This is a genomic window from Sorangiineae bacterium MSr12523, from assembly GCA_037157775.1.
Lineage (GTDB): Bacteria > Myxococcota_A > Polyangia > Polyangiales > Polyangiaceae > Pendulispora > Pendulispora brunnea.
The window spans coordinates 8,462,940-8,489,728 of record CP089982.1 but is presented as its reverse complement, the minus strand read 5'-3'; the positions used below and the strand labels follow the sequence as shown (position 1 = coordinate 8,489,728).

The following is a 26,789-nucleotide window of genomic DNA, read 5'->3' as shown; positions in this document are numbered from 1 at the left end:
GCGCCGGGGCTCGTGCGGCCAGCGACCGGCGCACGCGGCGAACGGCCGATCGGCTGAATCGGTTGCGCTCGTCACACGTCCCCTTGAGCGTGTCGGTTGACTCCCTATACTCACGCCCACGGCTGATGCCCGGCCCCATTTTCCAGGAGAGAAACCGTGAGCAAGCAGGCAATAGGCGTAATTGGCATGGCCGTCATGGGCCGCAATCTGGCACTGAACATCGAGAGCCGGGGTCACGCGGTCTCCATCTACAACCGCAGCCGCGAGAAGACGGACGAGGTGATCGCCGAGAGCCCGAAGGCCAAGCTCGTCCCAACGTACACGATGAAGGAGTTCGTCGATTCGCTGGAGAAACCGCGCCGGATCCTCCTGATGGTCAAGGCCGGTGAGGCCACCGACAAGACGATCGCCGAGCTGCAACCGCTCCTCGACAAGGGCGACATCCTCATCGACGGCGGCAACACCCTCTTCACGGACACCGTCCGCCGCAACGAGGAGCTGGCCAAGGCGGGACTGAATTTCATCGGCACCGGCGTCTCCGGCGGCGAAGAAGGCGCATTGCGCGGTCCCTCGATCATGCCGGGTGGCCAGAAGCAGGCCTACGATCTCGTCGCGCCCATCTTGAACGAGATCGCCGCCCGTGCGCCCGACGGCGAGCCGTGCGTGACGTACATTGGCCCCGGCGGCGCCGGCCACTACGTCAAAATGGTTCACAACGGCATCGAGTACGGCGACATGCAGCTCATTTCCGAGAGCTACGCGGTGCTCAAGCACGTCGTCGGCCTTTCGAACGCCGAGCTGGGGAAGGTCTACACCGAGTGGAACCAGGGCGAGCTCGATAGCTACCTCATCGAGATCACCGCGAAGATCTTCGGCAAGAAAGACGAGAAGACCGGCAAAGAGCTGGTCGACGTCATCCTCGACCGCGCCGCACAAAAGGGCACGGGCAAGTGGACCAGCCAGAGTGCGTTGGACCTTGGTGTACCTTTGCAGCTCATCACCGAGTCCGTCTTCGCCCGCGTGCTCTCCTCGCTGAAAGAAGAGCGCGTTGCCGCGAGCAAGGTCCTCGCGGGGCCGAAGGTCAAGCCGTTCGAGGGCGACCGCAAAGCCTTCGTCGAGTCGGTGCGGCGCGCGCTGTACTTGAGCAAGATCGTTTCCTACGCCCAAGGCTTCGCGCAATTGCGCGCCGCCTCGGACGAGTTCAACTGGAACCTCGACTACGGCAACATCGCCAAGATCTTCCGCGGCGGGTGCATCATCCGCGCGCGCTTCCTGCAGGACATCACGGATGCGTACAAGCACGATCCGAAGCTGGCCAATTTGCTCTTGGCCCCGAAGTTCCGCGAGATCGCGCTCAATTACCAGGAGGCCTTGCGCGACGTCGTGGCCACCGCCATCAAGTTCGGTGTGCCGACGCCGGGCTTCTCCTCTGCGATTGCCTATTACGATAGCTACCGCGCGGAGACGCTGCCCGCCAATTTGATCCAGGCGCAACGCGACTTCTTCGGCGCGCACACCTTCGAGCGCATCGACGAGAAGGGTAGCTTCCACGCCGACTGGGGTTAGCCTTCAGCGATTCTGGCTCGCGTGAAAGTCCCAGAGTTCCTCGATGGGGACGGCATTGCGGGTCCGTTGAGCGACTGGCGGACCTTCCGCCCAGAGAAATGGAAAAATCAAAATGCCCGATAGGCCGTCGACGGTAGCGATTTCCCGCTCCCAGCCCGGCCATCGGGCATTTTCGTAGAATTTCGACAGGTCGCCTGTGAATGCCCAGTAGACCCAATCGGAATAGCTTAGGTCCATGTCTTCCCAGCGCAGGGTGTCCGGCGCCAGATAAAAGACATTGCCGCGTTTGCCCTTGAGGCCACCGCCGTTGACGGCGAAGAAGCCGCCCACCACGTCGTCGCCGACCAAGCATGCACCGGGGAGCCGGTGCGGTGTGGCTTGTGCGGTGACGCCATTCCAATCGGCAATGCTTCGCGGCAATTCGGGGCAGCCCGCACCGAGAATGCGCAGCCAGCCTCCGTCGATCAAAATGCCGCCCGTCTCGTAGGCAATCGCACCCATGGGCGATCGCGTGGTGACTTGGAGTGCGAGCAGTGTGCGCTCACCCTCCGCAGGATCGCATGGGAGGCATTCGATGGAGTTTCGCGCGGAGGCCGTCCAGCTGCGAACGAGGTCCATCCCGGGTTCGGTTTCATCCACGAGCTCTTGCAACGTGCGCGCGGCCATGGCTTTTTCTCCCATGAATCGCCGCGACCGTCGAGATGCGCTGGACTTCTACCGCGGCCGCGAGGCCTCGCGCGCCATGGCCTCGAGTTCCTCGGCGGGGATCATGGCGCGCAGCCGCTCTGGGGCGAGCCCCGCTTCTTCGTCGGCCGCGTGCGGATCGAAGTGCGCCGCGATCTCCCTGGCGAGGGTTGCGATTTCGCTGGGGCGCGGGTGCGGGGCCTCGCCCTCGGCCAGAAGGCGCTGCGTAACAACGTGGATTGTCACGTGATCGCGGTCGCAGGCATCGAGAAAGGCGATGTCGGCGCTTCGAAGCCGCCCTGCGCGACGCAGGCGCGGAAAGAGCCCGGTGCTCTCCGCGTGGTGGTGAAAGAGCAGCGCCTTGCAGGCGAAGATGACGCGGTCCGGAAGGTCGGTTGGGGCGGCGGATCCGGGCGGGGCACCGGATTCGCCGAGTTCGCGAATCCTGGCGAGCAGCGCCTGGTGCACGCGGCGAAGATGAATGTCGTGCGCGACGTAAGGGTCGTGGCTCATGTTCGCCCTAGAGATAGGCGCTGCACGGGATTGCGCCAGTCGCACAAAAAAGGAAAGACTATTGCCACCAACGCAAATGGACTTGAACGATGCACGCTTCTTTCTCGATGTCATTGGACATGGCAGCTTCTCGGCGGCAGCGCGTGCCGCCGGCGTGCCCGTGTCGACGGTAAGCCGGCGCATCGCGCGCCTGGAGGCAGGCCTGGGAGTGACCTTGCTCACGCGCACCACGCGGCAGCTTGCGCTCACGGAGGCCGGCCGTATCTACCTGGCCCACGCGGAGCGTGCCGTGGCGGAGCTCGATCGCGCTGCCCGGCTCGTGCGGGACCTCGAGGCGAAGCCCAAAGGGCGCATTCGCATGACGGCATCCCGCGGTGTAGCGATTCTCATTTGGCCGGCGATTGCCGCCTTTCTCCAGCGCTTTCCCGAGGTGACCATCGAGCTCGATGCCCACGAGCGTCGGGTCAACCTCGTCGAGGAGCGCTACGATCTCGCCGTGTACACGGGGCGGCTCGACGACTCGAGCCTGATCGCGCGCAAGGTTCTCGAGGGCGTGTACGGCCTTTTCGCCAGCCCAGATTACCTCGCGCGCCGCGGGCGCCCGCGCACCGTGCGCGATCTCGAGCAACACGATTGCATCTTGGTCGGCGAGCGCGCGCAGCGCACACGCTGGCCCATTCGGCAGCGAAGGCGCACCGTGCGCATCCGCGTCCGCGGTCGCATTCGCGTCAATGAAATAGGGCTCGCGCACCGCGCCACCCTCGATGGCCAAGGCATCGGCAAGCTCCCCGTGGCCATGGCCTCCGCTGACGTGCGCGAAGGTCGCCTCGAGCGCGTGCTTCCCAACGCCGACAGCGGCCCGATCCCCGCGTGGATCATCTACCCATCGAGCGGCCCGCTCTCCGCCGGCCTGCGCGCGCTCGTGGAGCACCTGCTCGCGGAGCTTCCGCGCCTTTACGAACGGATCAAAGCTGCTTGATCCTCACCCGTAACCGCCGTCGGCGGCCAGCACGACGCCCGTGATGTAGGAAGCCGCCGGGGAGGCGAGGAAGACGACGGCGGCGGCGATTTCTTCGAGGCGGCCAACTCGCTGGATGGTGAGGTTGCTCGTGAGGATCGGGCGCACGTCGAGGTAAGGCGCGGCCATGTCGGTGTCCATGACGCCTGCATCGACGACGTTGACGGTGATCTCGCGTGCGGCCAGATCGCGTGCAGCGCCTTTGGAGTAGGAGACCACGGCGCCCTTCGTGCCGGCATAATCGGCGACTCCGGGAAACGCGACACGATGCCAGACGCCGGAGCCGATGGTCACGATCCTTCCACCTTGGCCGAGCACTTTGGCCGCAGCCCGAATCGTGCGCACCACGCCGAGGGCGTTGACCTGCCACTGACGCTCCATCGTGTCGATGTCCGCGTTGGGATCATCGACACGGCTCGGAAGCGAGATGGCGGCGTTGTTGACCAGGATGTCGAGCTTCCCGAAGCGCTTGACCACCGCGTCCACGAGCCGTTGCGGAGCGTCCTGTTGGCCTTGATCCGCTTGAAAGGCGGCGGCGCGAACCCCTTTGCGTTCGATCTCGCGAACCACGGCGGCGGCCTTTTCCTCCGAAGCCACGTAACTGATGGCCACGTTGGCACCTTCGTCGGCGAGAGCGCGGGCAATTTCCACCCCGAGGCCGCGCGAGCCTCCGGTCACGAGTGCAACCTTCCCTTCGAGCTTCTTCGTCATGGGGACCTCCTTAAAATGTACCGATAGGTACATTACTGGTGCCGCAGACCATAGGTGCTGGACGCCCCCTGGCAAGGTGGTTATGTTCCGATCGATACAAAATGGGCCGGCCTCGTGAGTTCGATGTGGATACCGCGCTGGTCCGTGCGCTCGAGCTCTTTTGGCGCCACGGCTACGAGGGCACGTCGCTCTCCGATTTGACGGAGGCCATGGGCATCAACCGTCCCAGCCTGTATGCGACGTTCGGATCGAAGGAAGCCTTGTTTCGAAAGGCGCTCGATCTCTATTTCGAGCGGTACGCTCCGATCGATGCGATCCTCGGCGAACCGACGGCGCGCGCGGTGGTCGAGCGCATGCTCTTCGAGGTCGTTCTCTTGAACACGGGCGTGTCGACGCCGCATGGCTGCCTGGGGACCGTCGGGGCGCTCGCGTGCTCGTCCGCGGCCGAGCCCATTCGCCGGGACCTGATCGCGCGGCGCGCGCAAAACCAGGAGCTTCTGCGCCAGCGTTTCGAGAAGGCCAAGGCCAGCGGCGATCTACCGGCCGATGCCAACCCGGCCGATTTGGCCTTCTACATGATCACCGTCGCACAAGGTATTGCCGTGCAAGCCGCATCCGGCGCCTCCCGGGAACAGTTGCGGCGGGTGGCCGAGCTGGCGCTTCGCGGATGGCCTACGCCGCGGCACGAATAGTGGAAGTCCTCGTGACGTAATCCGAATTCGCACGGAGGAGCCGCGCATGCGAGTGACAGTGAAGACGGAAGAAGGGAAAACGGATTTTCCGCTTCCGGCGAAACCGGTTGTCGTCGATACGGAGGGGCTCGCCCCCCATATGGCGGATCGGTTGCGAGCCTTGGTATCGGCATCGGGCTTCTTCCACCTTCCCAGTGCCATCGGCGTGCAAATGCGCAGCGCGGCCGGTGCACGGAAGCACACGATTTTCGTCGAGGATGGACCGCGCGCCCACCGCGTTTCGACGCTGGAAAGTAAAGCACGAGCGCCGCTGCGCGATCTCGTCGACTTCGTGGTGACGTACGGCACGCGCGTTCCAGGAGGAGTCGAGTAGCAATGATCCAGTTCACGCGCACGGCACGCACCGTTGCGGAAATCATGAATCGCGATCTCGTATCGGTCCCCGAGGGAGCCACCAGCGAGACCATTCGAACGACCATGCTCCTGAGTGGCATTACGGCCGTGCCGGTGCTCGACCGGGATTCGCGCCCCATTGGCATGTTCTCCTTTCGGGACGTCACCACCCGGGCTGCCCGCATCCCCAGGGCGCGTGCCGTGGCCACGGTTCCTGCCGATACGACCATCGAAGAGGCCAGCCGCCAGCTCGCCCGCATCGAGCGCCACCACCTCGTCATCGTGGATGACGACGGCAGGGCCATTGGCACGCTCTCGGCGATCGAGCTGCTCCGCGAATGGCTCGGCATCCCGAGTGCCCGCAGGCGCTGAGCGGCCTAGTTTGCGTGGTGCTCCGCGCTGGTCACGCCTACGTCCGCGCTGGTATGTGCTCGTTCCGATGGGTCATTTCGTTCTCAGTGGCCAAATGCCTCTCGCAGCCACCATGCCCCGCCCCGTGAGGTAATTTTCGCATCGAGCAGGAACGGCTCATCTCGCGGGCCGGCGAGCCAAGCCTGGAGTGGCGCGAGATCGGCTCGCGTGCGCACGGTGGCGGCCTGGAAGCCGAACCCGCGCGCGATGGAGGCGAGATCGCGCTCGGGAAAGGTGACATGCGCAAGCGGGTGGCCATCCGGCCCGAAATGGTGGACCTCCGCGCCGTAGGCCGCATCGTCGTAGACGACGACGAGCATCGGGATTTTCAGGCGAACGACGGTTTCCAATTCGGATACGCCCATGAGAAATCCACCATCGCCGAGGGCGGCAACGGGGAGTCGATCCGGGCGGGCGAGTGCGGCGCCAATGGCCGTGGCCAGGCCGAGGCCGATCGATTGAAAGGCCTGGGAGAAGCAGAATCCCTGTTCGTCGGGGACCTGCAGGTACATCGCGGGGTATCCCATGAAGTTGCCCGAGTCGACGGCCACGGTGCGCTCGGTGGGCAAAATGTCATCGAGGAGCACCGTGAGGGTGCGCGGGTCGATGCGATCCGCGCTGGAGTCGTCGTCGTAAGGGACGTCGCGCCAGCGTGCCTGGGTGGCGATGCGGGTGCGAAGTTCCTCGGAGCGATATCCCGGGCGGGTGATGTTTCGTTCCTGCAACGTTGCATCGATGCGTTCTGCAACGAGGCGCACGTCGCCTGCAACGCCGCAGTCCAGACGGTGGTGCGTACCGAGATCGCCGGCGTGCAGCAGGACTTGCGCCACCTTGGCCGAGGGATCCACGAGCTTCCCATGCCGCGTGGTCCACATGCTCAGCGATGCGCCCCACGCGACGACGAGGTCGGCGCCTTGGACCAACTCCGCGGTGAGCGGTGAGGCGAATCCACCGGAGACGTCGAGGTAAAAGGGATGTCCCGTGAAGAGGCCTTTTGCGCGCGCCGACACGGCGAGCAGCGCCCCGCATCGGTCCGCGAGGCGGATGAGAGCCTCACGCGCTCGCGCCCGCACCGCACCGTGCCCTGCGATGAACAGGGGACGACGCGCGGTCGTCAGCAGACTGGCCAGCCGTTCGGCGTCGGGGTCGGCGTCGGCTTCGGCTTCGGCTTCGGCAGAGGGCGCGGCGGGATCGTCTTTGGGGGCTGGCGCTTTTTCGAGCGGCGCATCGCCCGCGAGCAGGTGCAGCGGAAATCCGAGCACCATCGTCCCCGCGGATTGCACCGCCGCAGGGGAGGGCAGATCGGCCATGCTTGCGATCTGCACATAGTGCGCGCCAATGCCGCGGGCGAGCGCCTCGGTGTCGAGGTAGAAATTCGACCGCCGCATGGTCGCCTCGGGCACGAGCGCGAGGAGCGGTGTGCGGCTCTTCGCCGCCTCGGCGAGCCCGGTCAAGGCGTTGGTGAACCCAGGCCCTTGGTGCACGGTCAAAACGCCCGTGCGCTGCGAAATGCGTGCATACGCATCGGCCATGGTGGCGGCGCCCCCCTCGTGCCGTGCCGCGACGAAGTCGATACCGGCTTTGGTCAATGCATTGACCAAATGGAAATTGCCACTTCCCACCAGGCCAAAGACGCGGTCGGTGTGCGCCGACAGCCATCGCGCCACGGCATCCAGCGCGCCCGTCTGGTCTGGGGCCGCGGTGCGCATCAGCGCTCCACCAGCGCCAACACTCGGCACGGACTCCCCGAGCCGCGCACGATGGGCAGCGGCCCCGCGATGACCACCGCGCCGCGCGCAGGCAGCTCCGCGAGCCGCCGCAGCTGGGTGAGTCCGTATTTGTCATTGCCCAGCAGGTGCGCATGGCAGGGAAACGGCGGCGCGAAGGAATGGGCCGCCCCCGCATCGGTGCCCACGGTTTCGACGCCCACACCGAGAATGGCGGTTTCCTCGGCGAGCCATTTGGCACACTCGCCGGCAATTCCCGGCGTGCGCCCTTCATTGAGAAAATCGCTTTCGCGATCCCCGCGTGCGTCCCACCCCGTGCGGTACAAGAGCCACCCGTTTTTCGGGAGCGGCCCGTGCACGCTTTCCCAAGCGCGAACGTGCTCGATCTGCAGGAGGAAATTCGGATCCGCCGCCGCCTGTCGCGTAAAATCGAGCACCACCGCCGGTGCAATGAGCCGTTTCACCGGCACGGCCGACACATCGTGCCCATCGCGCCCCGTCACCCAATGCACCGGCGCATCGAAGTGCGTGCCCGTGTGCTCCCCCGTCCGAATGTTGTTCCAATACCAAGCCGGCCCGCGCTCGTCGTACCGACTTATCTCCTCGAGCTCGAACGCCGCCGTATTCCCAAAGGGAGCCGGCAGCCTCAAAATCGGCGTCTTTGCCTCGAGCGGTGCAGTCAAATCGATGACATCGATGGACCCCTGCGCCAGCCCATCGACAAGTTGGCCTAGAATCGACATGGTTCGAGCATAGCTGGAGCCACGAAGACGTGAAGAGATGCGTGCCGCCACAGCATGGGGCCACATCTATTCCGCCCTCGCCAAGCCCGCTCCGGAGGCGCCGTCCAAGCCGTTCGCAAGGATGTAGGCGTTCGGGGCGTGTCTCCGTGCCGAAGGAGCCGCTGAAGCGGAGTCCCATGTGGAACGGTTCGGCTCGATGGCCGCCCGCCCCCGGCCACCCTCGCAGGAGCGCCCTCTTCGATGGTTTCTAGTGAGCATTCGCGCTTCGTAGGTCGTCGATTGTGCTTGACGGCATTTGTGGGAAAAAAAATGCCGAAGGAGGCCGGAGTCCAGAATGGCGAGCAGCCCGGCTTATCGCCGCTCGGACGCGTGTTCACGCGGCGAGACACTGCGAAAGGCTTGATGCCGGCTATCGCGTGTTGGTGCGGCGATACGAGAGACAAAAAAGACGATGGTAAAAGCGAATCATGCATATCACCGATCTCTCGAACGACGAGTTGCTCTCGGGCATTCACGCATTGGTCGGCCAGGGTCGCGTGCTGCTTGCAAGATTGCTGGCCTACCTTGCCGAGGTCGAGGAGCGGCGGCTCGATTTGCTAGTTGCGTGTTCATCCCTCTACGATTTTTGTATACGCAGATTGGGCCTGAGCGAAGACGAAGCATGCCGCCGCGTCATGGCCGCACGCCTGGCGCGTCGGTTCCCTTTGGCGCTTCATCTCATCGAAAAAGGCGAAATTCATCTTACTGCCTTTCTCATGTTGCGCGAGCACCTCACCGAGGACAATCACGAGGATCTTTTGCACGCAGCATCGGGAAAGACCAAAGCACAGGTACAAGAGCTCCTCGCCGCACGCTTTCCCCGACCCGACGCACCTTCGATGATTCGAGGTCGGTGCGAACCCCTCTCGGCGGAACGCTACCAGGTGCAGTTCACCGCATCCGCGGAGCTGAAGGAAAAGATCGACCGCGCTGCGGATCTGATGCGCCACGCAAACCCGAGCGGCGAACTCCCGGTGCTCGTCGAGCGTGCGATGGATCTGCTGCTTGCCGAGCTCGAAGAGCAGCGACTTGGTAAGACGAAGCGGCCGGTCGCGAGAGCCCCACGCTCGAACACGCGACCGGGGTATGTGACGAGGTCCGTGCGCCGCGAGGTGTTCGAGCGCGACGGGGAACAATGCACATTCTTCGACGAAGCCGGCCGGCGCTGCGAATGCCGCGCCTTCCTGGAGCTCGATCATATCGAGCCCCGCGCACGCGGAGGTTCGGACGATGCGACAAATTTGCGAGTTCGATGCAAACGGCATAATGCGCTTGCCGCCGAACATGCATTCGGGCGTGAGTACATCGAGAAGAAGAAAACCGAAAACCGGAATCACCCGCGCCAGAGCGGGGAGGCGGAGATGGCCCTGCTAGCGCTCACCGCCATGGGGTTCAAGCGTCAGCAGGCGATGCATGCCCTTGGAGTCGTCGAGAAAAGCCGAACTGGCCTCGATCCATCGATAGAGCACGTTCTGCGCGAAGCACTCGCCATCTTGACCTGACGCTTCTCGTTGCCTGGTAAAGGTCGCCGCATAGGTCGAGGTGCACGTCATCGAGCCGTTCGAGCAAGTGACGGTTTCCAATCCGGATGCCGAACTCCCATCGGGAGGTGCGGCACGAATCCATCACGGAAAACGTCAGCTGGCGCCAATTCTAGGGCCAAACTTCGTTGCCTAGAGCAGTGTTCCCAAAAGCAGCGCGGCTCGCATTTGCTTCGCTCGCGTTTTGGATCCCGCACGCGGTACAATCCGGCGGCTGTGACAGCTCGAGTTCCTTCCTTCACACTGCTCGTGCCGGGGCCCTTCCGTGAGGCCTCGCAGCTCGTCGGCGCATTGGCGGCGGCGGGGATTCGCGCGCGCACCCGAACGGCTGCCGCGCTCCAACCCGGTGATGTCGAAATCGAGCTCGTTGACGACGATGCGCTCGGTGCGGCGTTTCGCTTTGGGCGAGGGCCGGTGCCGGAGGACGTGCGGCGCGAAGTCGAGCGTTGTCGTCGAGCCGCGGTCATCGAGGTTGCCCTGGAACTGCAACGCGATCACGCGGCCATTGCGGCGCTTGGGCGCGCGCTGCGGGCGGCTGGCGGTGTCGCGGTTCGGATGGAGCGCTCGGGTGGCGCGTGGGCATGGGAACCTTGGCTGGCGCGGTTCGATGCGGGAGCCGCGGGCGCTCTCTACGAATGCGCCGTGGTGATCGTGGGAGACGAGAAGACGTTCTTCACGTGCGGCATGCACCACTTCGATCGACCCGATGCCGAAATCGCGATGGACGATCCGCGTGCCGCGATTGCGTGGCTCGACACATTTCACATGTACCAGCTCATGGAAGATCCCGTGCTTGCATCGGGGCATACCTTCCAGCCCGACGTTCACGCACGCCGGCGCGTGCTCGAGCGATGGCCCGACGCGCGGCATGCGTCGAACGATGGACGTCACAATCCGTTTGGGATCTTTCGATTCCTCGACGAGGCGGCAAAGGCCCGCCAAGTCTCCGACGTCGTGCCGACCATCATGCCGTCGCTTGCGGCGATGCTCATGTCGCAGGAAGGTAAACTCCGCCGCCCCCTGACGCGGGCCGAAGTCGAACACTTCGTCCAATCCGCCCCCGCCATGGCTCTGCCTCGACGCGATGCGCGCGAGCTCGAGCGCGCACGCGGGTACGCCGATATCGATCCCGAGCTCGCCTGGGAGCATTGGCAGATCGTCCGGCGCACCAGCGCGTGACAACCCACCGCTAATCGGTGAACGCCAGCCTGCTCGGCTTTCCGCTGGCGAGATTCTCGCGATGCGCGGTCACGTTGAGGCAGTGCACCAGGCTTTTGCCCTGCTCGATTTTGGCGATGGCCGCGGCCTCCGCGGTCTTGATGTCCCGCGCTGCGCGCAGCACCTCCATCGCGCGGCCGGGCGCCAATACCACGATGCCCTCGGTGTCGGCGATGAAGATATCCCCCGGCGACACGGTCACGCCGCCGCACGTAATGGGAACTTGCAATTCGCCCAATTTGTTGGTGCCGCCGGCCATCGGGGTGACGTGGCGGCTGTACACGGGCAAGTTGCACGTCGAGACGTAGGTCATATCGCGATAGCCGCCGTCGACCACGATGGCGGCGAGGCCCCGCGTTTGCGCGGCGCGAGCAAACAATTCCCCCGCATAGGCGATTTCGCGGCCGCCGCCGTCGACCACCACGACATCGCCGGGGTTGGCCGATTCGATGGCCTCCACCACCCCGAAGAAATCGTCGCGACAGCGGACGGTGTAGGCCGGGCCGCACGCCCACCGATTGTGCGAACGCGGGCGAATGCCGTGCACCACCCGGGTGGTCTTGTCGGCATCGCAAATGGCGGTGACATCGACATCGCGTGCAAGATTGCGAATACGTTCCAGATCGCTCACGTTGAAATATCTCCCTAGGCTTTCCGAATCACCGGGCGCCGAAATTCAGTCCGCGTGGTGCGTAAATGATTCCCGAGAACCGGTGTGGCCGCGTGAAGAACCCGCGCCACGTCCGCGCTCGGCGGATGGGCGGCCAGGAGCCAGCCGCGGTGATCGCCGACCAGCGGCGTGAGGAGCATCTCGCTCTCGTAAATGGCCGATTGCCCGACGAGGAAGTCTTGCGCCACCTCCTCGTACGGCGTCTTTTGCATGCTCATGCCCACCGTCTGCTGATCGGCAATCGCCTGGCGCGAGAAACTTCGCCCCAGCGAAATCGAATTGGCCAATAGCACCGTGGCAATCGACGCGGGCGCCTGCTGCAGTGCCTTCGACGCCTGCCCGGAGAGCAGCGCCTGCGCGACCACTTGGTGATCCACCGCATAATAGACGCGGTCTTGACTCACCATGACCAGCCAGACCTTGTCGGCGGCGGACGCGCGGTCGTAAATGAAAAATTGCCGCCGAAAGAGCTGCAGCGCCTCGGATTCGAACGGGCTTCCCAGGGACGTCAGCGCGCGCTGCACCTGCTCCGCGAGCCAGAAATAGCCGGTGGTGAAGGCATCGAAAATATGCGAGTGAATCTTGTCCGTGATGTCCTTCCCCAGCGAGGCGGGGGTGGTCACCTGCAACGTTTCATATCGGCCAATCGAATTGGCAATATTGATTTCCGTATGCGTATACGCCGGCCCAGAATGTACCTTGGGGGCCGTCGAATCCTGCAGGAGAATATGCAGTAGCCGGTCGCGCTCCAGATCGGGGCGGAACTTCAAAATGAGCGTGCGCTCGCCCATACGAATCACGTTTTCCAGCGTGCGAACCATTCCCCCTTGCTCGCGCCCCAAGGACGCCAGGAGGCGCTGTTTGCACAAGTTGGTAATCGCATTTTCGATGTGATCCAGCTGGAAGAGGAAGCTCGGTCCCGTTCCTGGGCGGGGCAATCCCTCGAGCAGCCCGTCCAAGGTGGTGAGCAGGTCCCGCCGCCGCTCCGGGGACGTGTCCCACGGGCGCTCGTTCAATCGATCTTCGAACGTGGCGGAAGGCCTGGTGACCTGAGCCGGTTGGGTCACCAGATTTTTCGCGGCCTGAATGGCCAGAATCGACGCGGCAGAGTGCTTCTCCGATGGGATCTCCATCGACACGGGCACCTGCGACGCCGCGGCCACCTCCGCACCGAGCACGGCCCGTACACACGCGATGACACCCGAAAGCGGCTGGCGCAAGATATGCTCTGCCGTTTCGGCCAATGCCGTGTGCATCTCGCGCGCGGACGGCCAGCGATCCGCCACGTCGAACGACAGCGCCTTGTCGACGAACTTGACGATGGCCTCCGGTAGATCCGGCATGGCCGATTTCAGCGAGCGAGCGCGCTGGGTGGCCGCCGTCGTGAGGAACTCGTCCGAGCTGGCGTTGGGATGAACGAATTCGCCCGAGAGAAGCGCGAACATCGTGGCGCCGAGCGCCCAGCAATCGCTATGTGGACCGATGGCGTCCCGGTCTCCGGCGGCTTGCTCCGGTGGCATGTACACCGGCGTGCCGAACACCCGTTCCGTACCGCTCCCGGTGCCCACGCTTCGCGCGACGCCGAAATCCAGAATGCGGACACTGCCGTCGGTGGTGACGAACAGATTGTCCGGCTTGATGTCGCGATGCACGATGCCCTTCGCGTGGGCACTCGCAAGGACATCGAGCGCGTCGAGCATCAACACCGCCACCTCGGTGAAGGGCAATCGCCGTCCGGCCCGCGCCCAGCGCGACCCCAGCGTTTCGCCCTCGAGCAGCGGCATGATCAAAAACGCGCAGCCCTCTTCGTCCACATCGTCGTCCAGCACGGGGACGGCGCCCGCATGGCCAACTTGATTGGCGACGTACGCTTCGCGACTGAAGAGCTGGCGCAGGTCCGCGCTTGCATCCTCGAGCAAAAACTTGATGGCCACCCGATGTCCATTGCGGTGCGTCGCGGCGTAGACCGTGGACATGCCGCCCATGCCGAGCAGCTCGGTGACCCGGTATTTTTGCTGCACGGTACTGCCGATGCGCGCGAGCGCGCGGGCAGAACTGGAGGCAAAACTCGAGGGGCCGTTGGATGGACGGGCGTCTGCGTCTGACATGCTACTGCCTTGTCTCCCGGCGCGACTCCCCCTCATTCACGGCCACGGCGCTCAAGGTTCCCCCAATGCCTGGCATGATGTTATGGACTCGGTGTCTTTGCAAGCATGGTGGGGAGTTCGTCATGGGGGTTGAGCCGTTCCATTCGAATCACGGGGATGCAAACGATTCAAACGATGCGAACGACGGTGCGCGGGCGGTGCGCCGTGCGACTGCGCGCATCGTGCCATTCCTCGTATTGAGCTACGTGTTGAACTTCCTCGACCGGGTCAACGTTGGGTACGCCGCCCTCACGATGAACGCCGATCTTGGAATGTCGGCCACGGCGTTCGGTCTGGGGGCTGGCATTTTCTTCGTGGGCTACGCGCTTTTCGAAGTTCCTAGCAATCTGATTTTACACCGTGTGGGCGCCAAGTTCTGGATCAGCCGCATCATGGTGACCTGGGGCCTCATTTCGGCGTCCACGGCCTTTGTCCACGATACCACGGGCTTTTACATCGTGCGGGTCCTGCTCGGCGTGGCCGAGGCCGGGTTGTTCCCGGGTGTCATTTTGTATCTGAGCTATTGGTTCCCCGCCAAAGACCGCGCCCGGATTACCGCACTGTTCCTGTTTGCCATTCCGCTCGCCCAAGTTCTCGGCGCGCCACTCTCGGCCCTCATCCTTCATACGAACGGCTGGTACGGTTGGCAGCCTTGGCGGTGGATGTTTCTCCTGGAGGGGATCCCCGCCGTCCTCGTGGGCGTGCTGGTGTTTGCATTTCTCCCGGATCGCCCGGCGCGTGCCATGTGGCTGCCGCCTGCCGAACGCGACTGGCTCGTGCGCCGTTTGGACATGGAGCATGACGCGGTCGGGGGACATCCATCGCTTTGGCGCGCGATGTTGGATCCGCGGGTTCTCATTTTGAGCCTGGCCTATTTGGGTGTTGTATACGCATTGTATACCGTCTCCTTCTTTCTGCCCCAACTCATCCGTGACTTGGCCAAGGAACGAGGAACCACCTTGTCGCCGCTCGAAATCGCTGCTCGGGTGGCCGTCGTGTACGCCGTGGCGGCGGTCTCCATGTGGTGGTGGTCTCGCCGGTCCGACCGCGCCGCGGAGAGGATTTGGCACGTGGCGACCCCGGCATTCCTGGGCGTTCTCGCCTTCGTTCCCATTGCCGCGATGCCGTCGTCGACATTGGCGGTGCTCAGCGGCGTGGTGATCCTTTCCATCGGCACCTTTGCGGCGCTTCCGCCTTTCTGGGCCCTGCCGCCCACGATGTTCGTGGGCAGCGCCCTGGCCGCCGGGATTGGGCTCATCAATTCGTTCGGCAACCTTGGTGGCTTTCTCGGTCCCTACGTCACCGGCTGGCTCAAAGATCTCACCGGCAGCTTCCACGCCTCCTTGTTCGCCGCGAGCGGCACCCTCGTTTTCGCCGGCCTCGCCGTCCTCACGTTGGGCAAGCTCGCACGCGTCGTCCGCCCCGCGGTCGCACGCGCCTAACGCGCGAGCAACGCGCGCAGGCTGTCGGTAAGATCGGTCCAGCGATCGACGACGTCGGCCGCCGAGTTCGCGGTCACCGCGCGTTTGAGCCAGATCTCCAGGCGGCGCAATTCTTTGCATTCGAGGACCCGTTGCCGCACCTCGGGCGGAATCGGGATGCCCCGCGTTTCCAGAACACAGAGGATGTCGTAGCTCCGAGCTTCCACCCACCCCTGCGCCCTTCCCAGCTCCCAGATCATGTCGTTCGAGAAAAGACGATCTTGCCGAATCGGAGCATGATGAATCTCGACGCGAAGGAATATCCCTTACGGCGCCCCTTCTACGAATGGCCGGATGCGTCGAAGATTGCCAAGAAAAGTAGAGCTAATTCGAAGTCTTGACTGTCATTGTCAGTAATATGTAGTCCACACCCAGGTGTGAATTATTACGCTTGTAGTAGATGGCCGATACGGGGTACACTCGTGTTCGTTCGGATGAATGGACCTGCAGGGCGCTTTCGGCGTTCTGCGGGCACCGTTTGCGGACGAACCTGCCGTGCGGATAGCGCGCGTCGGCTCGAATCGATGGATAACGTCGAGTACGAGCCCCGCGTTTGGAACGTGCTGGCGCCACGGCGAGAGCTGGATTCGTCGCGTCTGGGAGTGATATGGCGTACGAGCCTGACGAAAAGGAAGCACGATTGCGTGAATTGGGAGAGTTCTTGCGCGGTCGCCGAGGACGCATATTGCCGGAAAGCCTTGGCTTGGCCGTGTCCAATTTGAGGCGCTCGACGGGCCTGCGCAGAGCCGAAGTCGCCACGTTGGCGGGTGTGAGCCTATCCTGGTACACGTGGCTCGAACAAGGGCGCGATATCGCTGTTTCGTCGAGCGTGCTGGAACGCGTCACGAAGGCGTTGCAGATGAATGACGAAGAGCGCGCCCACGTATTCGAGTTGGCGGGTCAGGGAATACCCATTTCCGCGAAGCCCGAGGCGATGGACCAGTCGACCCGCGCCTTATTGGACAATCTCGAACTCACGCCCGCCTACGTCAGCGGCGCACGGTGGGACATTCTGGCGTGGAACGAGGCAAGTTCGCTGGTCTACGACTTTGGCTCTTTGGACCCGGCGGATCGAAATGTGGTCACCTTCTTGTTCTGCGTCTCGCGGTCTCGCACGCTCTATGCGGATTGGGAGGGTATTGCGCGGCGTGCGGTCGCTCGGTTCCGCATGAGTGCCGGCCCATTCTTGGGCGAGGCGAGGTTTCGGTCCTTGATCGAGGAACTCAAGACGCGGAGTCCGGAATTTGGGGAACTCTGGACCCACAAATCCGTATTGCCGCCCAGAACGTCGCGAAAGGAGATTCGTCACGACGTACTGGGATCGCTGCTATTCGATCAACACGTGCTCGATATGATGGAATCCCCGAATCTGCGGCTCGTGGTGGACAGTCCGGTCCCGGGCACCGGAACGCGCGAGAAGATGCGTCACCTCCTTTCGCGATGAAGCGGTGCGCGGGGGGAGTCGTTCATTCATTCGATGAACATGATTGTATCCGTGAATCGCCCCGATGATCTGGAGACATCCGAGCGCCTCATCGATACGTAATTTCCGTAACGAGCGTAACGGGGGCGCCCCGCGTGGTGGTCAGCAGGTCTTGGCCGCTGTTGAGCGCATTGGCAGGAGACGTCCATGGCTCGACGCAGACGAAGTCGCGCCCGCCCAAGGTCCACACGATCCACCGCCGGAAGGGCTCTGGCGCGTGCACGACGACCGTGTGGCCGTCGCCAAGATCGAGCGCGCAGGTGCTCGAATCGTGATCCACGAGGTGCAGATCGACCTCGGCGCCCGTGAGGTCAATCGGCTTTCGTAGCTCGAGCAACTCTTTCTTCGCGTTGTCCCATGCGCGGGTCGCCTTGGTGGGGATGCCGGTGATCGCTTTTGCCGATTGCGCAACTTGAAAATACGGATGGAAGCCCGCGCCGAACGGCATGGGACCATCGCCCGTGGTCTCGAGTCGCTGCTCGATTCGCAGCGCACACGGTCCGAGTACGTAGCGGTACGTGAGCGCGAAGTCCCACGGATACACCGCCCGCGTTTCGTCGCTCGACGCGAGGCGCAAGGTGACTTCGTCCTCCGCGCGCGCCGTCACCTCCCAAACCGCGTTGCGTGCAAAACCGTGTTGCCCCATCTTCCCGGTGCGACCGTCGCGCGAAAAGCGATCATCGGCGAGCTTGCCCGGGGAGGGGAAGAGCACCGGAATACCGCCGCGCACGTTCTTCGTCGGATCGACGAGCGTCGCCTCGTCCAGGTAGAGAATCGCTCGCTCGCCCACGAAGAAACGGGTGACCATACCGCCGCGCCCGGGTGCGACGTAGGCACACGCATCGGCATGGGTGAGAACGACGGACTCGAGGGACGTCGGAACGGGAAGGGCCATCCCACCTAGATATCGAACTGCGAGCGAATGATCGAGCCGCACCCTTTCGGTGTCGTCGAGAACCGCTGTGGTAGCCTTCGGCACCGTGAAAATCCTCCTTTTGCGTCACGCCGAATGCCTGGGCAACGTCGACGAGTCGGCCTACTGCCGAATTCCCGATCATGCGCTGCCGTTGACGCCTCACGGAGAAGAGTGCGCGCGGGCGGTGGGGGCCGAGGTGCGCGGCTTGCTCGAGCCCGGTCCCGTGGCGGCGTACGTGAGCCCCTACCTGCGCACGCGGCAAACCCTGACGTTGCTCGGACTGGGCGGTCTGCTCGAGCGCACGCTGATCGAGCCGCGGCTGCGCGAGCAGGATTGGGGCAACCTTCAGGACGTGGCCGAGCAACAGGCGCTGAAGAAGCAACGTCAGGCCTACGGCCATTTCTTCTTCCGGCTGCCGCTGGGTGAATCGGGGGCCGACGTCGACGATCGCGTCGCCGCCTTCTTGAGCGAATTGTGGCTTGCACGTGCCGATTCGCGCCACCCGCGCACGGTGCTCATCGTGTCGCACGGACTCACCATTCGCCTCCTGTGCCGGCGGCTGTTTTCGTGGAGTGTGGAGCTGTTCGAATCGCTCACCAACTTGAAGCCGTGCGAATACCGCGTATTGCGCCGCGTATCCGACGAGCGCGATGGTTGGCAATTGGATCGCCCCTTCGAGCAGTGGCGCGATTCGCCCGATGGCAGTACGCAAATGTGAAAAACTGCTGCGCACCAGGGAAGGTGTGTGCGCGCCATGCAGTGAAATGCGATCAGGGAGCGCTGCGAAGCTCCGTGAGGCGCAAAAAGCCCTTGTCGGTGCCGGGATGGCGGCTGGTCATGTTCAATTTGAGCTGCGTCGTCTCGATGGGATCGAAGGTGATGGTCGTCGCCTGATTCGATTGGCGCGCCCAAGTGATCCGCGGGTGCGCGACGGGGACGAAGCGGCTGCCGTTCCAATACGTGATCTCCACGGAGGCCGGCAGGGCGTGGGATGCGTCCGTGGTGAATCGAGCCTCGAGCGCGGAGACTTTGCGCGGAGCCGGCCAGCCGAGTGCGACCCAGTCCTGCGGGCGCGCTTTGCGCGTGCTCGGTAAAAGCGGCGTCGCTTCTTTGTAGTAAGCATTGGACCAGGCGGTATTCGGGTCTCCGTCGATCATGGCGGCCGGAAGGGTGGTGGGCGCACCGGAATAGCTTGCGTCCACCGCCGGGGGCGCCGTCTCTTCCGCCGGCGCGCGGGTTGGAGACGGCGTCGCGCAATGCGAGAACACCGATGTGGCGCCCGATAGCAAACCGGGCGACGTTGCCGTGGCGACCACGCAAGGCGCGCCGGCGTCCGCACGAACGATGGCCAATGCCTTGCCCTGGAATGCGCGCCGCTGGGGCGATTGGTAATTCTCCGCGCTCTCCTGGCGGCCATTGTCGGTGCCCAAGAGCTTTCCACCCTGCACGCGGAACGCGATCCGAGAATCGGCACTGGGAACGGTGACGCCGCGAGCATCCACCACGTCGGCCGTGATGAACGATAGCTCGCCAATCTCGCTCGACGTCAATGCGATCGCGTCGGCCGGCCCCGCCGTGGCGACCGTGTCGCGTGCCACCTCGGCGCCATCGCGTTTTGCCACGGCGGTCAGCTTGCCCGGCGCAAAGGGCACTTCCCACGTGAGGTGCAGCTTGCCCGCGCTGCCATTTGGACTCGTGTAGCTGCCGGGATAGCGACCCGAGGTCACCATCTTGTCATCGCCCGTGGGCTCCGTCGTTTCCAAATAGGGTCTTCCGTCCAGCGTCGTTTTGCGGTCGAATTTTCGCACGCCCAGAGATTCGTCATTCAGAAAGAGCTCCACCGTGTCGACGTTGGAATACGCCCATACCTGGACCCGCTCGCCAGGCTGGTGATCCGTCCAATTCATGGGCACGATATGCACCATGGGCTCGCGCGTCCATTGGCTTTTGAATATGTAATAGGCATCCTTCGGAAAACCGGCCGTGTCGACGGCGCCGAAGAACGAGGCCTTCACCGGAAATACATCGTACGGCGTCGGCTCCCCGATGTAATCGATCCCGGACCAAAGGAATTGCCCGCCGAAGAACTTGCGATCGCGGTCTTTCTTCAAGCCGTACTCGGCGCTCATCGTCCAGCGTGCCAAATTGTTGTCGTACGACGACGTTCCCCGCTTTCCTGGCGTGTAATTCTCACCGGTATTGAGCTCGTCGGGGCTTTCGTAAACGCCCCGGGTCGAGGTCTCCGACGAGGATTCCGACTCGAAGAAGAACGTATTCGGATACCGCGCGTGCAGGCCGTCGACGGCCGCGGCGGTGTCGTAGTTCACTCCCACGCCGTCGAGCAGGAGGGCAATGTGGTCGGCGCCCGACCCTGGCTCGGGCACGCGATGGTATTTGTCCGAGCCGATGACCACTGGCCGGCTCGTGTCGATGGCTTTGACGTCCGCGATCAAGCGCTTTGCGATGGGGACGCCAATCTCGTTCGAGTTCGAATCCGGTATTTCGTTTCCAATGGACCACAACACGACGGCCGGCGAATTCTTCGCCGCGTGGACCATTTCGGCGATATCCGCATCGCTGTGGGCGTCGAAAAAACGTCCATAGTCATAGTCCACCTTGGGCGTGCGCCACGTATCGAAGGCCTCGACCATCATGACGATGCCCATCTCCTCGCAGACCGAAAGCATCTCCGGGGACGGTGGGTTGTGCGAGGTGCGCAAGGCATTGACGCCCATGCTCTTCATGATGCGCATTTGCCGAACGATGGCGTCCCGGTGCACCGCCGCGCCGAGGGCGCCGAGGTCGTGGTGCAAGTTGACGCCCCGTAGCTTGGTGTACACACCGTTGAGCGAGAAGCCCGCGGTCGGGGAGAACGTAGCCCAGCGAACCCCGAAGCGCGTCACCTCCGTGTCGACGACCTTGCCCCCGACGACGAGCTGCGTGCGCAGCGTATAAAGATATGGCTTCTCGAGCGACCACAGCGTCGGCCGTTCGAGCTTCAAATCGACGCTGTCCGTTCGACCTTCCGCGCCGAGCGCCGCGGGCTCCGAGCGATGCGAGGCGATGGCCTTGCCCGCAGCGTCTTCCACCGTCGAGACGATGCTCACCGGCTCGTTGCTGCCGCGCTCGTTCACCGCACTCGTTCGAACGTGCACCGTGGCGAAGCCCGATGCGAGATTGCGCTCGAGATCGGGCGTGGTCACGAAGACGCCGTGGCGGGCTACGTGGATGGGATCCGTCACCACCAGGTGCACGCGGCGATAGATTCCGCTGCCCGAGTACCAGCGGCTGCTCGGCAGTCGGTTCTGGACTTTGACCGCGAGAACGTTGGGCGTCACGCCGTCGGTATGAACCATCGGGCTCAAGTCCACGCGAAACCCGGTGTATCCGTACGGGTGGCTCGCAGCGAGCCGGCCATTGACGTAGACGCTGGCCTCCATGTAGACGCCGTCGAATTCGACGGAGATCTTCTTTCCGGCCAGCGATCGCGGCAGCGTAAACGACTTGCGGTACCAGCCCAATCCACCTTGTAAAAACCCAGTGCCGCTGTCCGTTCCCGGGCCCGCCGAGGGATCGAGCTCGATGCTCCAATCGTGGGGCACGTCGACGTTTCGCCACGAGCGGCTGTCGTAATCGGGTTCCTGCGCGCGTTGATAGGCGCCCGTCGTATCCCGAACGTCCGACGCGTTGACGAGGGCGAACTTCCATCCCGTCCCGAAATCCGTACTTCGATTTGCGAGTTCCGGCGGTGCACCCGTTGGCGCTGCGGGGCCGGCCGGTGCGGTGGGCGCGCAGCCGATGGGCGCAAAGCCCGTCGAGAAGGCGCAAATCCAAAGTGCGTGCTTCGCTGCGGCGAACCGTGGCTTGATGGTCATGGGCGTCGATGTCGTGCAATGAGCGAGAAACAGCCGAGTATGACGCGAGCCTAATCGGAAAAGGCGCATGGCGTCGAGATGTGTGTTGCACATTCGACGTCGTTCGACGCCGTTCGACACCGTTTTGCAAGTCGCGCCGGAACCCGCGAGCCCGCGCTGGTCCGACTCCCGAGTACGATTGCGGAAATCGCACCAGCGCACGCCATGTTCGAATGAGCGGGCGCGCCTCGTTACCGAGAAAGCCTGGCGTAGCGAGTGCAGCCGTTCGGTTCATGCATGTGCAAGGTGTTCGATATTCGCGATAACCCGTCCGGACCGAGCGAAGTCCGGGAACTATCGGATCCGAGTCGTTGTCCGGTTCTGGCACGGATCAACGTCACGTTGACACGCATGTGTACCGCGAAGTTCAAGCAGTCGCGATGAATCCGTGTCTGCGGAATGGCATCGCTATTGCGAACGTCCTTGGTGAAGGGATCTTCGTGAAGAAATACTTCGTGAAGAAACCCTTTGGTGAAGCCGGCTCGCGAAGAAATTCGTTCGCAACGAATATCTTTGCGCAACAACCAATCTCGAAGTGCGTCTTGTACGGAGATGCGGCACGTGAAGTTCGAAATCACACTACTCAGTTTGGATTTACACTGCTACGAATCTCGTCGTTCACTGGCGTGTGTAGCTGTTGTTCAAAAGACAACTTTGCGTCGCGCTCGGCAAGACTCGCGGATTGGCCGCCGAGGAGGCATGCATGTTCGAATCAAAGGCGGTATGTCGAAATCACGTCCGTTTCGAAGATTTGGAGACCGGCTGACGTACGGTATCGATGGCGATGGGACCTCAATTGGATTTGTTCGAATTCGACATCGCAATGGCAATGAATTGTGACATTTGCATGACGTCGGCCGAACATGGCCGAATCGGGAGTATGGCCGTCTCCGAGTCCGACCATGCGATGTGCGTCCCACCATCGACGCGGCGAGGTGCCTGCCGCCATGGTAAGAGAAGGTGCCATGTAATCCGTGCACGCCAACGGGTTCATTGGTGGATCAATTATGTGAGAAGCAGCAATGCTCACATTTCGAAAATCCAAGTCTTTTTGCCAATATCCACAGGCGCTTCGGTACACTTCGTGTGCGCCGGGGCACGGAGCGCCATCCAAAATTCGCCGAGGCATGTATTTCGCAGTATGTCTCGCGAGCGTCGCATGACGGGCTTGTGTCAGAGGCTCGTCTCAGGAGCTCGTGTCCGGGCTTGAGTCGAGGCACCGAAGCGAGGCGATGAAGTCGCTACGAGACAAACTCGCCACTTTAACGTCAAACTAAATACAATTTAAGAAACTACCCATCAAGCTTCGTTGGGGGGATGCCTTGAAGTGCGTGCGCCGATTCGGAGCGGCGCCACTCCACCGGAGGTGCCATTGTCGCGAGAGCTTCATAGCGGTCTCATCGGTCGATACTTCGAAGAGGTCTGGAACCAAGGCCGCGTCGCAGTACTCGACGACCTGTTGCATCCTGACTACGTAAACCACATTCCCGCCATGGCCGGACACCCGAAAGGGATCGCCGGGTTGAAGCGGATCGTCGCGTTGCTGCACGCCGACTCCTCGGCGCTGCATGTCCAGGTCGGGGACGAAATTCACGACGGAGATCGAGCGGCCGTCCGTTGCATCCACCGCGGGAAGGTCGACGGCATCTTTTTCGGCGTCGCTCCGTCGGCACGTCGGCTGGAGGTGGAGCAAGTCCACATATTGCGTTTTCGTGACGGAAGAATCTTGGAGCATTGGTGGCCCATCGCGCTGGCCACCGACGATGGCGTGAAGGAGTGCTCTCCGGACAGCGAGCCGCTCTCCCGGCAGGGGCCGCCAAGCAGCGTGGGACCGAATTCCTCCGAACCACCTTATGATCTCACCAAGCTGCTCCGGCAGTACCTGCGCGGCGCATTTCAAAGTGGGACGCCAGAAATGAGAGCGGCGGCCCGCCAAATGGGGATTGGCAGCCGCACCTTGCAACGTCGCCTGAACCAAGCGGGGACCACCTTCAGTCAGGAGGTCGATGCGGCTCGCCGAGAGCTGGCTTGCCAATACGTGCTCGAACCGGACCGACCCTTTCGAGAGATCGCCGTCCGTCTCGGGTTCGTGGATATCGGCTCCTTTTTTCGGGCGTTCCGGCGCTGGACGCAAACATCACCTCGCCAATTTCGACTGCGCTCGGTCCCCCCGGTGGCATCCCCCGAAGAGGGGGTAGGGGTTGGGGGTTAGGTTCGAGAGGCTTTTCTGCCCCCAATCCCTAACCCCTAATCCCTTTCACTCCAGTTCCTGACCTTGGTCGGTTGCGCGGGCGCGATCGGCGAAAAAGCTGGCCAGCGCGACGTCGAAAACGGCCATGCCCATCGGATTGAACATCACCGGTGTGTCGGGCGCATACTTGGCGATCGCGTTGGACTCGACCAACTCCGCCAGCGAGATGGTGCCCTCCCGGGTCAGCCCGCATTCTTTGTGGAATGTTTCGATGTCCGTGGCTTCGCGGCAAACCTCGTCCCAATCATCGACGATCATGGCATCTTTGACGAACGGGAATACGGCTGTCGTGTAGTCGCGAAGCGAGACGTTCAATTGGAGAGAACCGCTCTTGGGGCGCTCGTCGATGTAGGGCGCCTTGGACACGGTGCACGTCATGAACACATCGGCCTGGCGGTAAGCATCTTGCCACGTCGCGCCGACCTCGACGCCGGGCGGGAGCGCGCCCTCGCCGGTGAAGGCTTCCGCACGCAGATCGTGCACCACCGTTCGAACCAGCCGATCGCCGCAGAGTTCACGGGCCATTTCGTAATGGGCGCGCCCGATGGGCCCCCAACCGGTAATGCCCAGCGTGATCTCGCGGCGATCGCGCGCGGCGAGGTACGAATCCAGAACGAGCCCGCTGACCGCGGCCGTTCGCAAGACGCTCAGCATCGGCGTATTGATGATCGCCGTGGGTACACCCGTGGCCGCATCGTTGAGAACCACGACACTGTGCGCCCGGGGAATGCCGCGCTGGAGATTTCCAGGGAAACTGGCAATCCACTTGATGCCCGCCGCCTCGAAGGGCTTTCCTACGTAAGCGGGCATGGCAATGATGCGATTGGTCCTGTCGCCGTAGCGCAAATACGGTTTGATGGGTTGCGCAAATTCATTGCGCCCGAGGCACACCGAGGCGTCGCGAATGACGCTGACGAGTTGACGGTAGTTCGAATCCAGCGCTCGAAGTGAGCGTTCATTGAGATAGCGCATCGGTACTTCCTCTGGCACCCGGAGTGGGAAGGGGCAACGTGTGCGGGGTGCCAAAAGAGGTTCGCACGGCGTGCCAAATCTTCATTGGAGATCGGCGACGACCTCGGCTGCGCGATGATGCCCGCTTTGCATGGTGCCGCCGAAAAGCTGATCGCACCAATCGGGGTTGTAGATGGTTCCCGCATAGCGATCGCCGCGGTCGGGGAAGATGGTGGCGACGACGGGGGCGGTGTCGAACCTCTTTCCATGGAAGTAGCTTCGTATGGCGGCCAATGCTGCACCCGAGGAGCCGCCCACGAAGATGGAGTGTTGTTCCAACAATTCGTGGCAAGCACGAACGGCCGATGCTTCGTCCACTTGAACGACCTCGTCGATCTTGGCGGTGCTCAAGATATCCGGAACGATGCTGGCACCGATGCCCGGGATCCATCGCGGTCGGGGCGCGCCGCCGAAGATGACCGAGCCGAGGACATCGACGGCGATGACCCGCACCTTGGGAAAGTGCTCCTTGAGGCGGCGAGATATTCCCGAAATCGTACCGCCGGAGCTCACACCGATGAAGACGTAATCGAGGCGGGGGAGGGCCTCGCATAGCTCCGCGCCCAGTGTCTTGTAGTAGGCCTCGGCATTGATGGGATTGGCGTACTGATTCAACCAATACGAATTCGGGGTGGTGGCCAATATCGACCGTACTTTGCGCAAACGCGTCTGCAGGTATCCGCCCGTCGGGTCGCGTTCGGTGACGCAGACTACCTCGGCGCCGAGCGAGCGGATCAGCATCTCGTTGATGGCGTTGATGCGCGGGTCGATGACGCAGCAAAATCGCAATTTGCGCCGTGCGGAAAGGGCCGCCAGTGCGATGCCGAAGTTCCCCGACGACGACTCGACGAGCAGGGTTTTCTCGTTGATTTTACCGCTCGCGAGCCCGTGCTCGATCATGTATCGGGCGGCGCGATCCTTTACGCTTCCCGTCGGATTGGTGAACTCGAGCTTGGAATAAAGCTCCACCTGTTCGAGGCCGCGCGCCTCGAGACGAACCATGGGGGTGCGACCGACCATATCAAGAATATGCGAGTTCACCATGACCTAGAGCTCCGTCGTCGAATGGCCAACTATGTTCACTGCGAGGATCGGTGCCAGGTGGTAATCGGCCCAATCTATAATCGCATTTAACTGACTCCGCGCTCGATGCGAGCAAGTGCAGAGAGTGCCAAAATCATGCGCTCCGTGTGCCAGCGAAGTACGCCATCACGTGGCACTCTGGGCTCATCTCTTTTGGCACCAAGCGCACATTGCCGCCATCGTCGCGGATGCCAGAATCCGTAAAAGATCGGCGAGAACCGATTTTAATTCATCGGAGCATCGTGGAGGACCGCGGTGCTCTTTTGACACGGACGGGGCCATGCGCGACCAAGAAGAAGACACTAGGACGTACAAAGTCGTCGTGAACCACGAAGAGCAATATTCGATCTGGCTGGCGCACAAGGAACTCCCATCGGGATGGCGCGAAGTCGGTAAGTCTGGGCTCAAGGAAGAATGTCTGTCGTACATCAAAGATGTCTGGACGGATATGCGTCCACTGAGCCTTCGTAAAGCCATGGAGGAGTTGGCCAAGAATCCTCCGCCGGCACCTCCGCCGGTCCAACAGGAGCCGCGCGATCCGTCCGGCAAAGACCCGCTGGTGGCGCGTCTGGAGGAG

At 63.0% G+C, this 26,789-nt stretch carries 23 protein-coding genes and 1 pseudogene; 12 read left to right on the top strand and 12 right to left on the bottom strand.

Annotated elements, in window-relative coordinates; genetic code table 11:
- Window positions 1-186: 186 nt before the first annotated feature.
- Window positions 187-1,566 (top strand): NADP-dependent phosphogluconate dehydrogenase, encoded by a 1,380-nt coding sequence (gene gndA, locus LZC95_33265; protein ID WXB00242.1) that lies wholly within the window; start codon window positions 187-189, stop codon window positions 1,564-1,566.
- A gap of 3 nt (window positions 1,567-1,569) precedes the next feature.
- Here gndA and LZC95_33260 read toward each other — a convergent pair whose 3' ends face one another.
- On the bottom strand, window positions 1,570-2,232 hold the full coding sequence (locus LZC95_33260; GenBank protein ID WXA91313.1) for a DUF2625 domain-containing protein: 663 nt from the start codon (window positions 2,230-2,232) through the stop codon (window positions 1,570-1,572).
- A 48-nt stretch (window positions 2,233-2,280) separates the two neighbouring features.
- Window positions 2,281-2,763, bottom strand: coding sequence for a hemerythrin domain-containing protein (locus LZC95_33255; protein WXA91312.1), 483 nt, complete (start codon window positions 2,761-2,763; stop codon window positions 2,281-2,283).
- Window positions 2,764-2,839: 76 nt separating this feature from the next.
- Between LZC95_33255 and LZC95_33250 the strand changes: the two genes are divergently transcribed.
- Window positions 2,840-3,742, top strand: coding sequence for a LysR family transcriptional regulator (locus LZC95_33250; GenBank protein WXA91311.1), 903 nt, complete (start codon window positions 2,840-2,842; stop codon window positions 3,740-3,742).
- A 3-nt stretch (window positions 3,743-3,745) separates the two neighbouring features.
- Here LZC95_33250 and LZC95_33245 read toward each other — a convergent pair whose 3' ends face one another.
- Window positions 3,746-4,492, bottom strand: coding sequence for an SDR family oxidoreductase (locus LZC95_33245; protein WXA91310.1), 747 nt, complete (start codon window positions 4,490-4,492; stop codon window positions 3,746-3,748).
- A 101-nt stretch (window positions 4,493-4,593) separates the two neighbouring features.
- Between LZC95_33245 and LZC95_33240 the strand changes: the two genes are divergently transcribed.
- From LZC95_33240 to LZC95_33230, 3 genes are read left to right on the top strand one after another with little or no spacing between them, the layout of a single operon-like run.
- Window positions 4,594-5,184 carry a TetR/AcrR family transcriptional regulator gene (locus LZC95_33240; protein WXA91309.1) on the top strand — a complete coding sequence of 197 codons (591 nt, stop codon included), beginning with the start codon at window positions 4,594-4,596 and terminating at the stop codon, window positions 5,182-5,184.
- Window positions 5,185-5,230: 46 nt separating this feature from the next.
- Complete coding sequence (locus LZC95_33235; protein ID WXA91308.1) at window positions 5,231-5,557, top strand: hypothetical protein; 327 nt, start codon at window positions 5,231-5,233, stop codon at window positions 5,555-5,557.
- A 2-nt stretch (window positions 5,558-5,559) separates the two neighbouring features.
- Window positions 5,560-5,949 carry a CBS domain-containing protein gene (locus LZC95_33230; GenBank protein ID WXA91307.1) on the top strand — a complete coding sequence of 130 codons (390 nt, stop codon included), beginning with the start codon at window positions 5,560-5,562 and terminating at the stop codon, window positions 5,947-5,949.
- A gap of 83 nt (window positions 5,950-6,032) precedes the next feature.
- Here the strand turns inward: LZC95_33230 and LZC95_33225 are convergent, their stop codons facing one another.
- On the bottom strand, window positions 6,033-7,697 hold the full coding sequence (locus LZC95_33225) for a thiamine pyrophosphate-binding protein (GenBank protein WXA91306.1): 1,665 nt from the start codon (window positions 7,695-7,697) through the stop codon (window positions 6,033-6,035).
- Window positions 7,697-8,458 carry a cyclase family protein gene (locus LZC95_33220; GenBank protein ID WXA91305.1) on the bottom strand — a complete coding sequence of 254 codons (762 nt, stop codon included), beginning with the start codon at window positions 8,456-8,458 and terminating at the stop codon, window positions 7,697-7,699. Before LZC95_33220 ends, LZC95_33225 begins: the two co-directional genes overlap by 1 nt.
- Before the next feature lie 467 nt (window positions 8,459-8,925).
- Here LZC95_33220 and LZC95_33215 point away from each other — a divergent pair, with 467 nt between their 5' ends.
- Together LZC95_33215 and LZC95_33210 are read left to right on the top strand one after the other, a co-directional pair.
- On the top strand, window positions 8,926-9,999 hold the full coding sequence (locus LZC95_33215) for a hypothetical protein (protein WXA91304.1): 1,074 nt from the start codon (window positions 8,926-8,928) through the stop codon (window positions 9,997-9,999).
- Between the two features lie 255 nt (window positions 10,000-10,254).
- Entirely contained in the window at window positions 10,255-11,217 is a 963-nt protein-coding gene (locus tag LZC95_33210; GenBank protein ID WXA91303.1) for a hypothetical protein, read from the top strand.
- Between the two features lie 10 nt (window positions 11,218-11,227).
- On the opposite strand, the gene LZC95_33205 is transcribed toward LZC95_33210, so the two are convergent.
- Both LZC95_33205 and LZC95_33200 read right to left on the bottom strand, forming a co-directional pair.
- A complete protein-coding gene (locus LZC95_33205; protein WXA91302.1) occupies window positions 11,228-11,887 on the bottom strand; it encodes an RraA family protein in 660 nt (219 codons plus the stop codon).
- A 14-nt stretch (window positions 11,888-11,901) separates the two neighbouring features.
- Window positions 11,902-14,034, bottom strand: a complete 2,133-nt coding sequence (locus tag LZC95_33200; GenBank protein ID WXA91301.1) for a serine/threonine protein kinase — start codon at window positions 14,032-14,034, stop codon at window positions 11,902-11,904.
- A gap of 122 nt (window positions 14,035-14,156) precedes the next feature.
- Between LZC95_33200 and LZC95_33195 the strand changes: the two genes are divergently transcribed.
- On the top strand, window positions 14,157-15,515 hold the full coding sequence (locus LZC95_33195) for an MFS transporter (GenBank protein WXA91300.1): 1,359 nt from the start codon (window positions 14,157-14,159) through the stop codon (window positions 15,513-15,515).
- On the opposite strand, the gene LZC95_33190 is transcribed toward LZC95_33195, so the two are convergent.
- Window positions 15,512-15,754 carry a hypothetical protein gene (locus LZC95_33190; GenBank protein ID WXA91299.1) on the bottom strand — a complete coding sequence of 81 codons (243 nt, stop codon included), beginning with the start codon at window positions 15,752-15,754 and terminating at the stop codon, window positions 15,512-15,514. The genes LZC95_33195 and LZC95_33190 overlap by 4 nt on opposite strands.
- Window positions 15,755-16,161: 407 nt before the next feature.
- On the opposite strand from LZC95_33190, the gene LZC95_33185 reads away from it, so the two are divergent.
- Window positions 16,162-16,998: a helix-turn-helix transcriptional regulator gene (locus tag LZC95_33185; GenBank protein ID WXA91298.1), complete on the top strand. Its 837-nt coding sequence runs from the start codon at window positions 16,162-16,164 to the stop codon at window positions 16,996-16,998.
- An 88-nt stretch (window positions 16,999-17,086) separates the two neighbouring features.
- Here LZC95_33185 and LZC95_33180 read toward each other — a convergent pair whose 3' ends face one another.
- Complete coding sequence (locus LZC95_33180; GenBank protein ID WXA91297.1) at window positions 17,087-18,016, bottom strand: galactose mutarotase; 930 nt, start codon at window positions 18,014-18,016, stop codon at window positions 17,087-17,089.
- Window position 18,017: 1 nt separating this feature from the next.
- On the opposite strand from LZC95_33180, the gene LZC95_33175 reads away from it, so the two are divergent.
- Complete coding sequence (locus LZC95_33175; protein ID WXA91296.1) at window positions 18,018-18,671, top strand: histidine phosphatase family protein; 654 nt, start codon at window positions 18,018-18,020, stop codon at window positions 18,669-18,671.
- A gap of 52 nt (window positions 18,672-18,723) precedes the next feature.
- Here the strand turns inward: LZC95_33175 and LZC95_33170 are convergent, their stop codons facing one another.
- Window positions 18,724-21,828 carry a DUF4982 domain-containing protein gene (locus tag LZC95_33170; protein WXA91295.1) on the bottom strand — a complete coding sequence of 1,035 codons (3,105 nt, stop codon included), beginning with the start codon at window positions 21,826-21,828 and terminating at the stop codon, window positions 18,724-18,726.
- A gap of 1,411 nt (window positions 21,829-23,239) precedes the next feature.
- On the opposite strand from LZC95_33170, the gene LZC95_33165 reads away from it, so the two are divergent.
- Window positions 23,240-24,079 carry an ester cyclase gene (locus LZC95_33165; GenBank protein ID WXA91294.1) on the top strand — a complete coding sequence of 280 codons (840 nt, stop codon included), beginning with the start codon at window positions 23,240-23,242 and terminating at the stop codon, window positions 24,077-24,079.
- Between the two features lie 45 nt (window positions 24,080-24,124).
- Here the strand turns inward: LZC95_33165 and LZC95_33160 are convergent, their stop codons facing one another.
- Together LZC95_33160 and sbnA are read right to left on the bottom strand one after the other, a co-directional pair.
- Window positions 24,125-25,090 (bottom strand): hypothetical protein, encoded by a 966-nt coding sequence (locus LZC95_33160; GenBank protein ID WXA91293.1) that lies wholly within the window; start codon window positions 25,088-25,090, stop codon window positions 24,125-24,127.
- Window positions 25,091-25,171: 81 nt separating this feature from the next.
- On the bottom strand, window positions 25,172-26,131 hold the full coding sequence (sbnA, locus tag LZC95_33155; protein ID WXA91292.1) for a 2,3-diaminopropionate biosynthesis protein SbnA: 960 nt from the start codon (window positions 26,129-26,131) through the stop codon (window positions 25,172-25,174).
- Window positions 26,132-26,492: 361 nt separating this feature from the next.
- Between sbnA and LZC95_33150 the strand changes: the two are divergent.
- Window positions 26,493-26,702 (top strand): annotated as a pseudogene (locus tag LZC95_33150) (MbtH family NRPS accessory protein).
- Window positions 26,703-26,789: the final 87 nt, after the last annotated feature.

Bases quoted from the DNA above. Each gene is read 5' to 3' on its own strand.
- gndA (WXB00242.1), top strand. From the start codon at position 187: ATGGCCGTCATGGGCCGCAATCTGGCACTGAACATCGAGAGCCGGGGT.
- LZC95_33260 (WXA91313.1), bottom strand. From the start codon at position 2,232: ATGGCCGCGCGCACGTTGCAAGAGCTCGTGGATGAAACCGAACCCGGG.
- LZC95_33255 (WXA91312.1), bottom strand. From the start codon at position 2,763: ATGAGCCACGACCCTTACGTCGCGCACGACATTCATCTTCGCCGCGTG.
- LZC95_33250 (WXA91311.1), top strand. From the start codon at position 2,840: ATGGACTTGAACGATGCACGCTTCTTTCTCGATGTCATTGGACATGGC.
- LZC95_33245 (WXA91310.1), bottom strand. From the start codon at position 4,492: ATGACGAAGAAGCTCGAAGGGAAGGTTGCACTCGTGACCGGAGGCTCG.
- LZC95_33240 (WXA91309.1), top strand. From the start codon at position 4,594: ATGGGCCGGCCTCGTGAGTTCGATGTGGATACCGCGCTGGTCCGTGCG.
- LZC95_33235 (WXA91308.1), top strand. From the start codon at position 5,231: ATGCGAGTGACAGTGAAGACGGAAGAAGGGAAAACGGATTTTCCGCTT.
- LZC95_33230 (WXA91307.1), top strand. From the start codon at position 5,560: ATGATCCAGTTCACGCGCACGGCACGCACCGTTGCGGAAATCATGAAT.
- LZC95_33225 (WXA91306.1), bottom strand. From the start codon at position 7,697: ATGCGCACCGCGGCCCCAGACCAGACGGGCGCGCTGGATGCCGTGGCG.
- LZC95_33220 (WXA91305.1), bottom strand. From the start codon at position 8,458: ATGTCGATTCTAGGCCAACTTGTCGATGGGCTGGCGCAGGGGTCCATC.
- LZC95_33215 (WXA91304.1), top strand. From the start codon at position 8,926: ATGCATATCACCGATCTCTCGAACGACGAGTTGCTCTCGGGCATTCAC.
- LZC95_33200 (WXA91301.1), bottom strand. From the start codon at position 14,034: ATGTCAGACGCAGACGCCCGTCCATCCAACGGCCCCTCGAGTTTTGCC.
- LZC95_33195 (WXA91300.1), top strand. From the start codon at position 14,157: ATGGGGGTTGAGCCGTTCCATTCGAATCACGGGGATGCAAACGATTCA.
- LZC95_33190 (WXA91299.1), bottom strand. From the start codon at position 15,754: ATGATCTGGGAGCTGGGAAGGGCGCAGGGGTGGGTGGAAGCTCGGAGC.
- LZC95_33185 (WXA91298.1), top strand. From the start codon at position 16,162: ATGGCGTACGAGCCTGACGAAAAGGAAGCACGATTGCGTGAATTGGGA.
- LZC95_33170 (WXA91295.1), bottom strand. From the start codon at position 21,828: ATGACCATCAAGCCACGGTTCGCCGCAGCGAAGCACGCACTTTGGATT.
- LZC95_33160 (WXA91293.1), bottom strand. From the start codon at position 25,090: ATGCGCTATCTCAATGAACGCTCACTTCGAGCGCTGGATTCGAACTAC.
- sbnA (WXA91292.1), bottom strand. From the start codon at position 26,131: ATGGTTCGTCTCGAGGCGCGCGGCCTCGAACAGGTGGAGCTTTATTCC.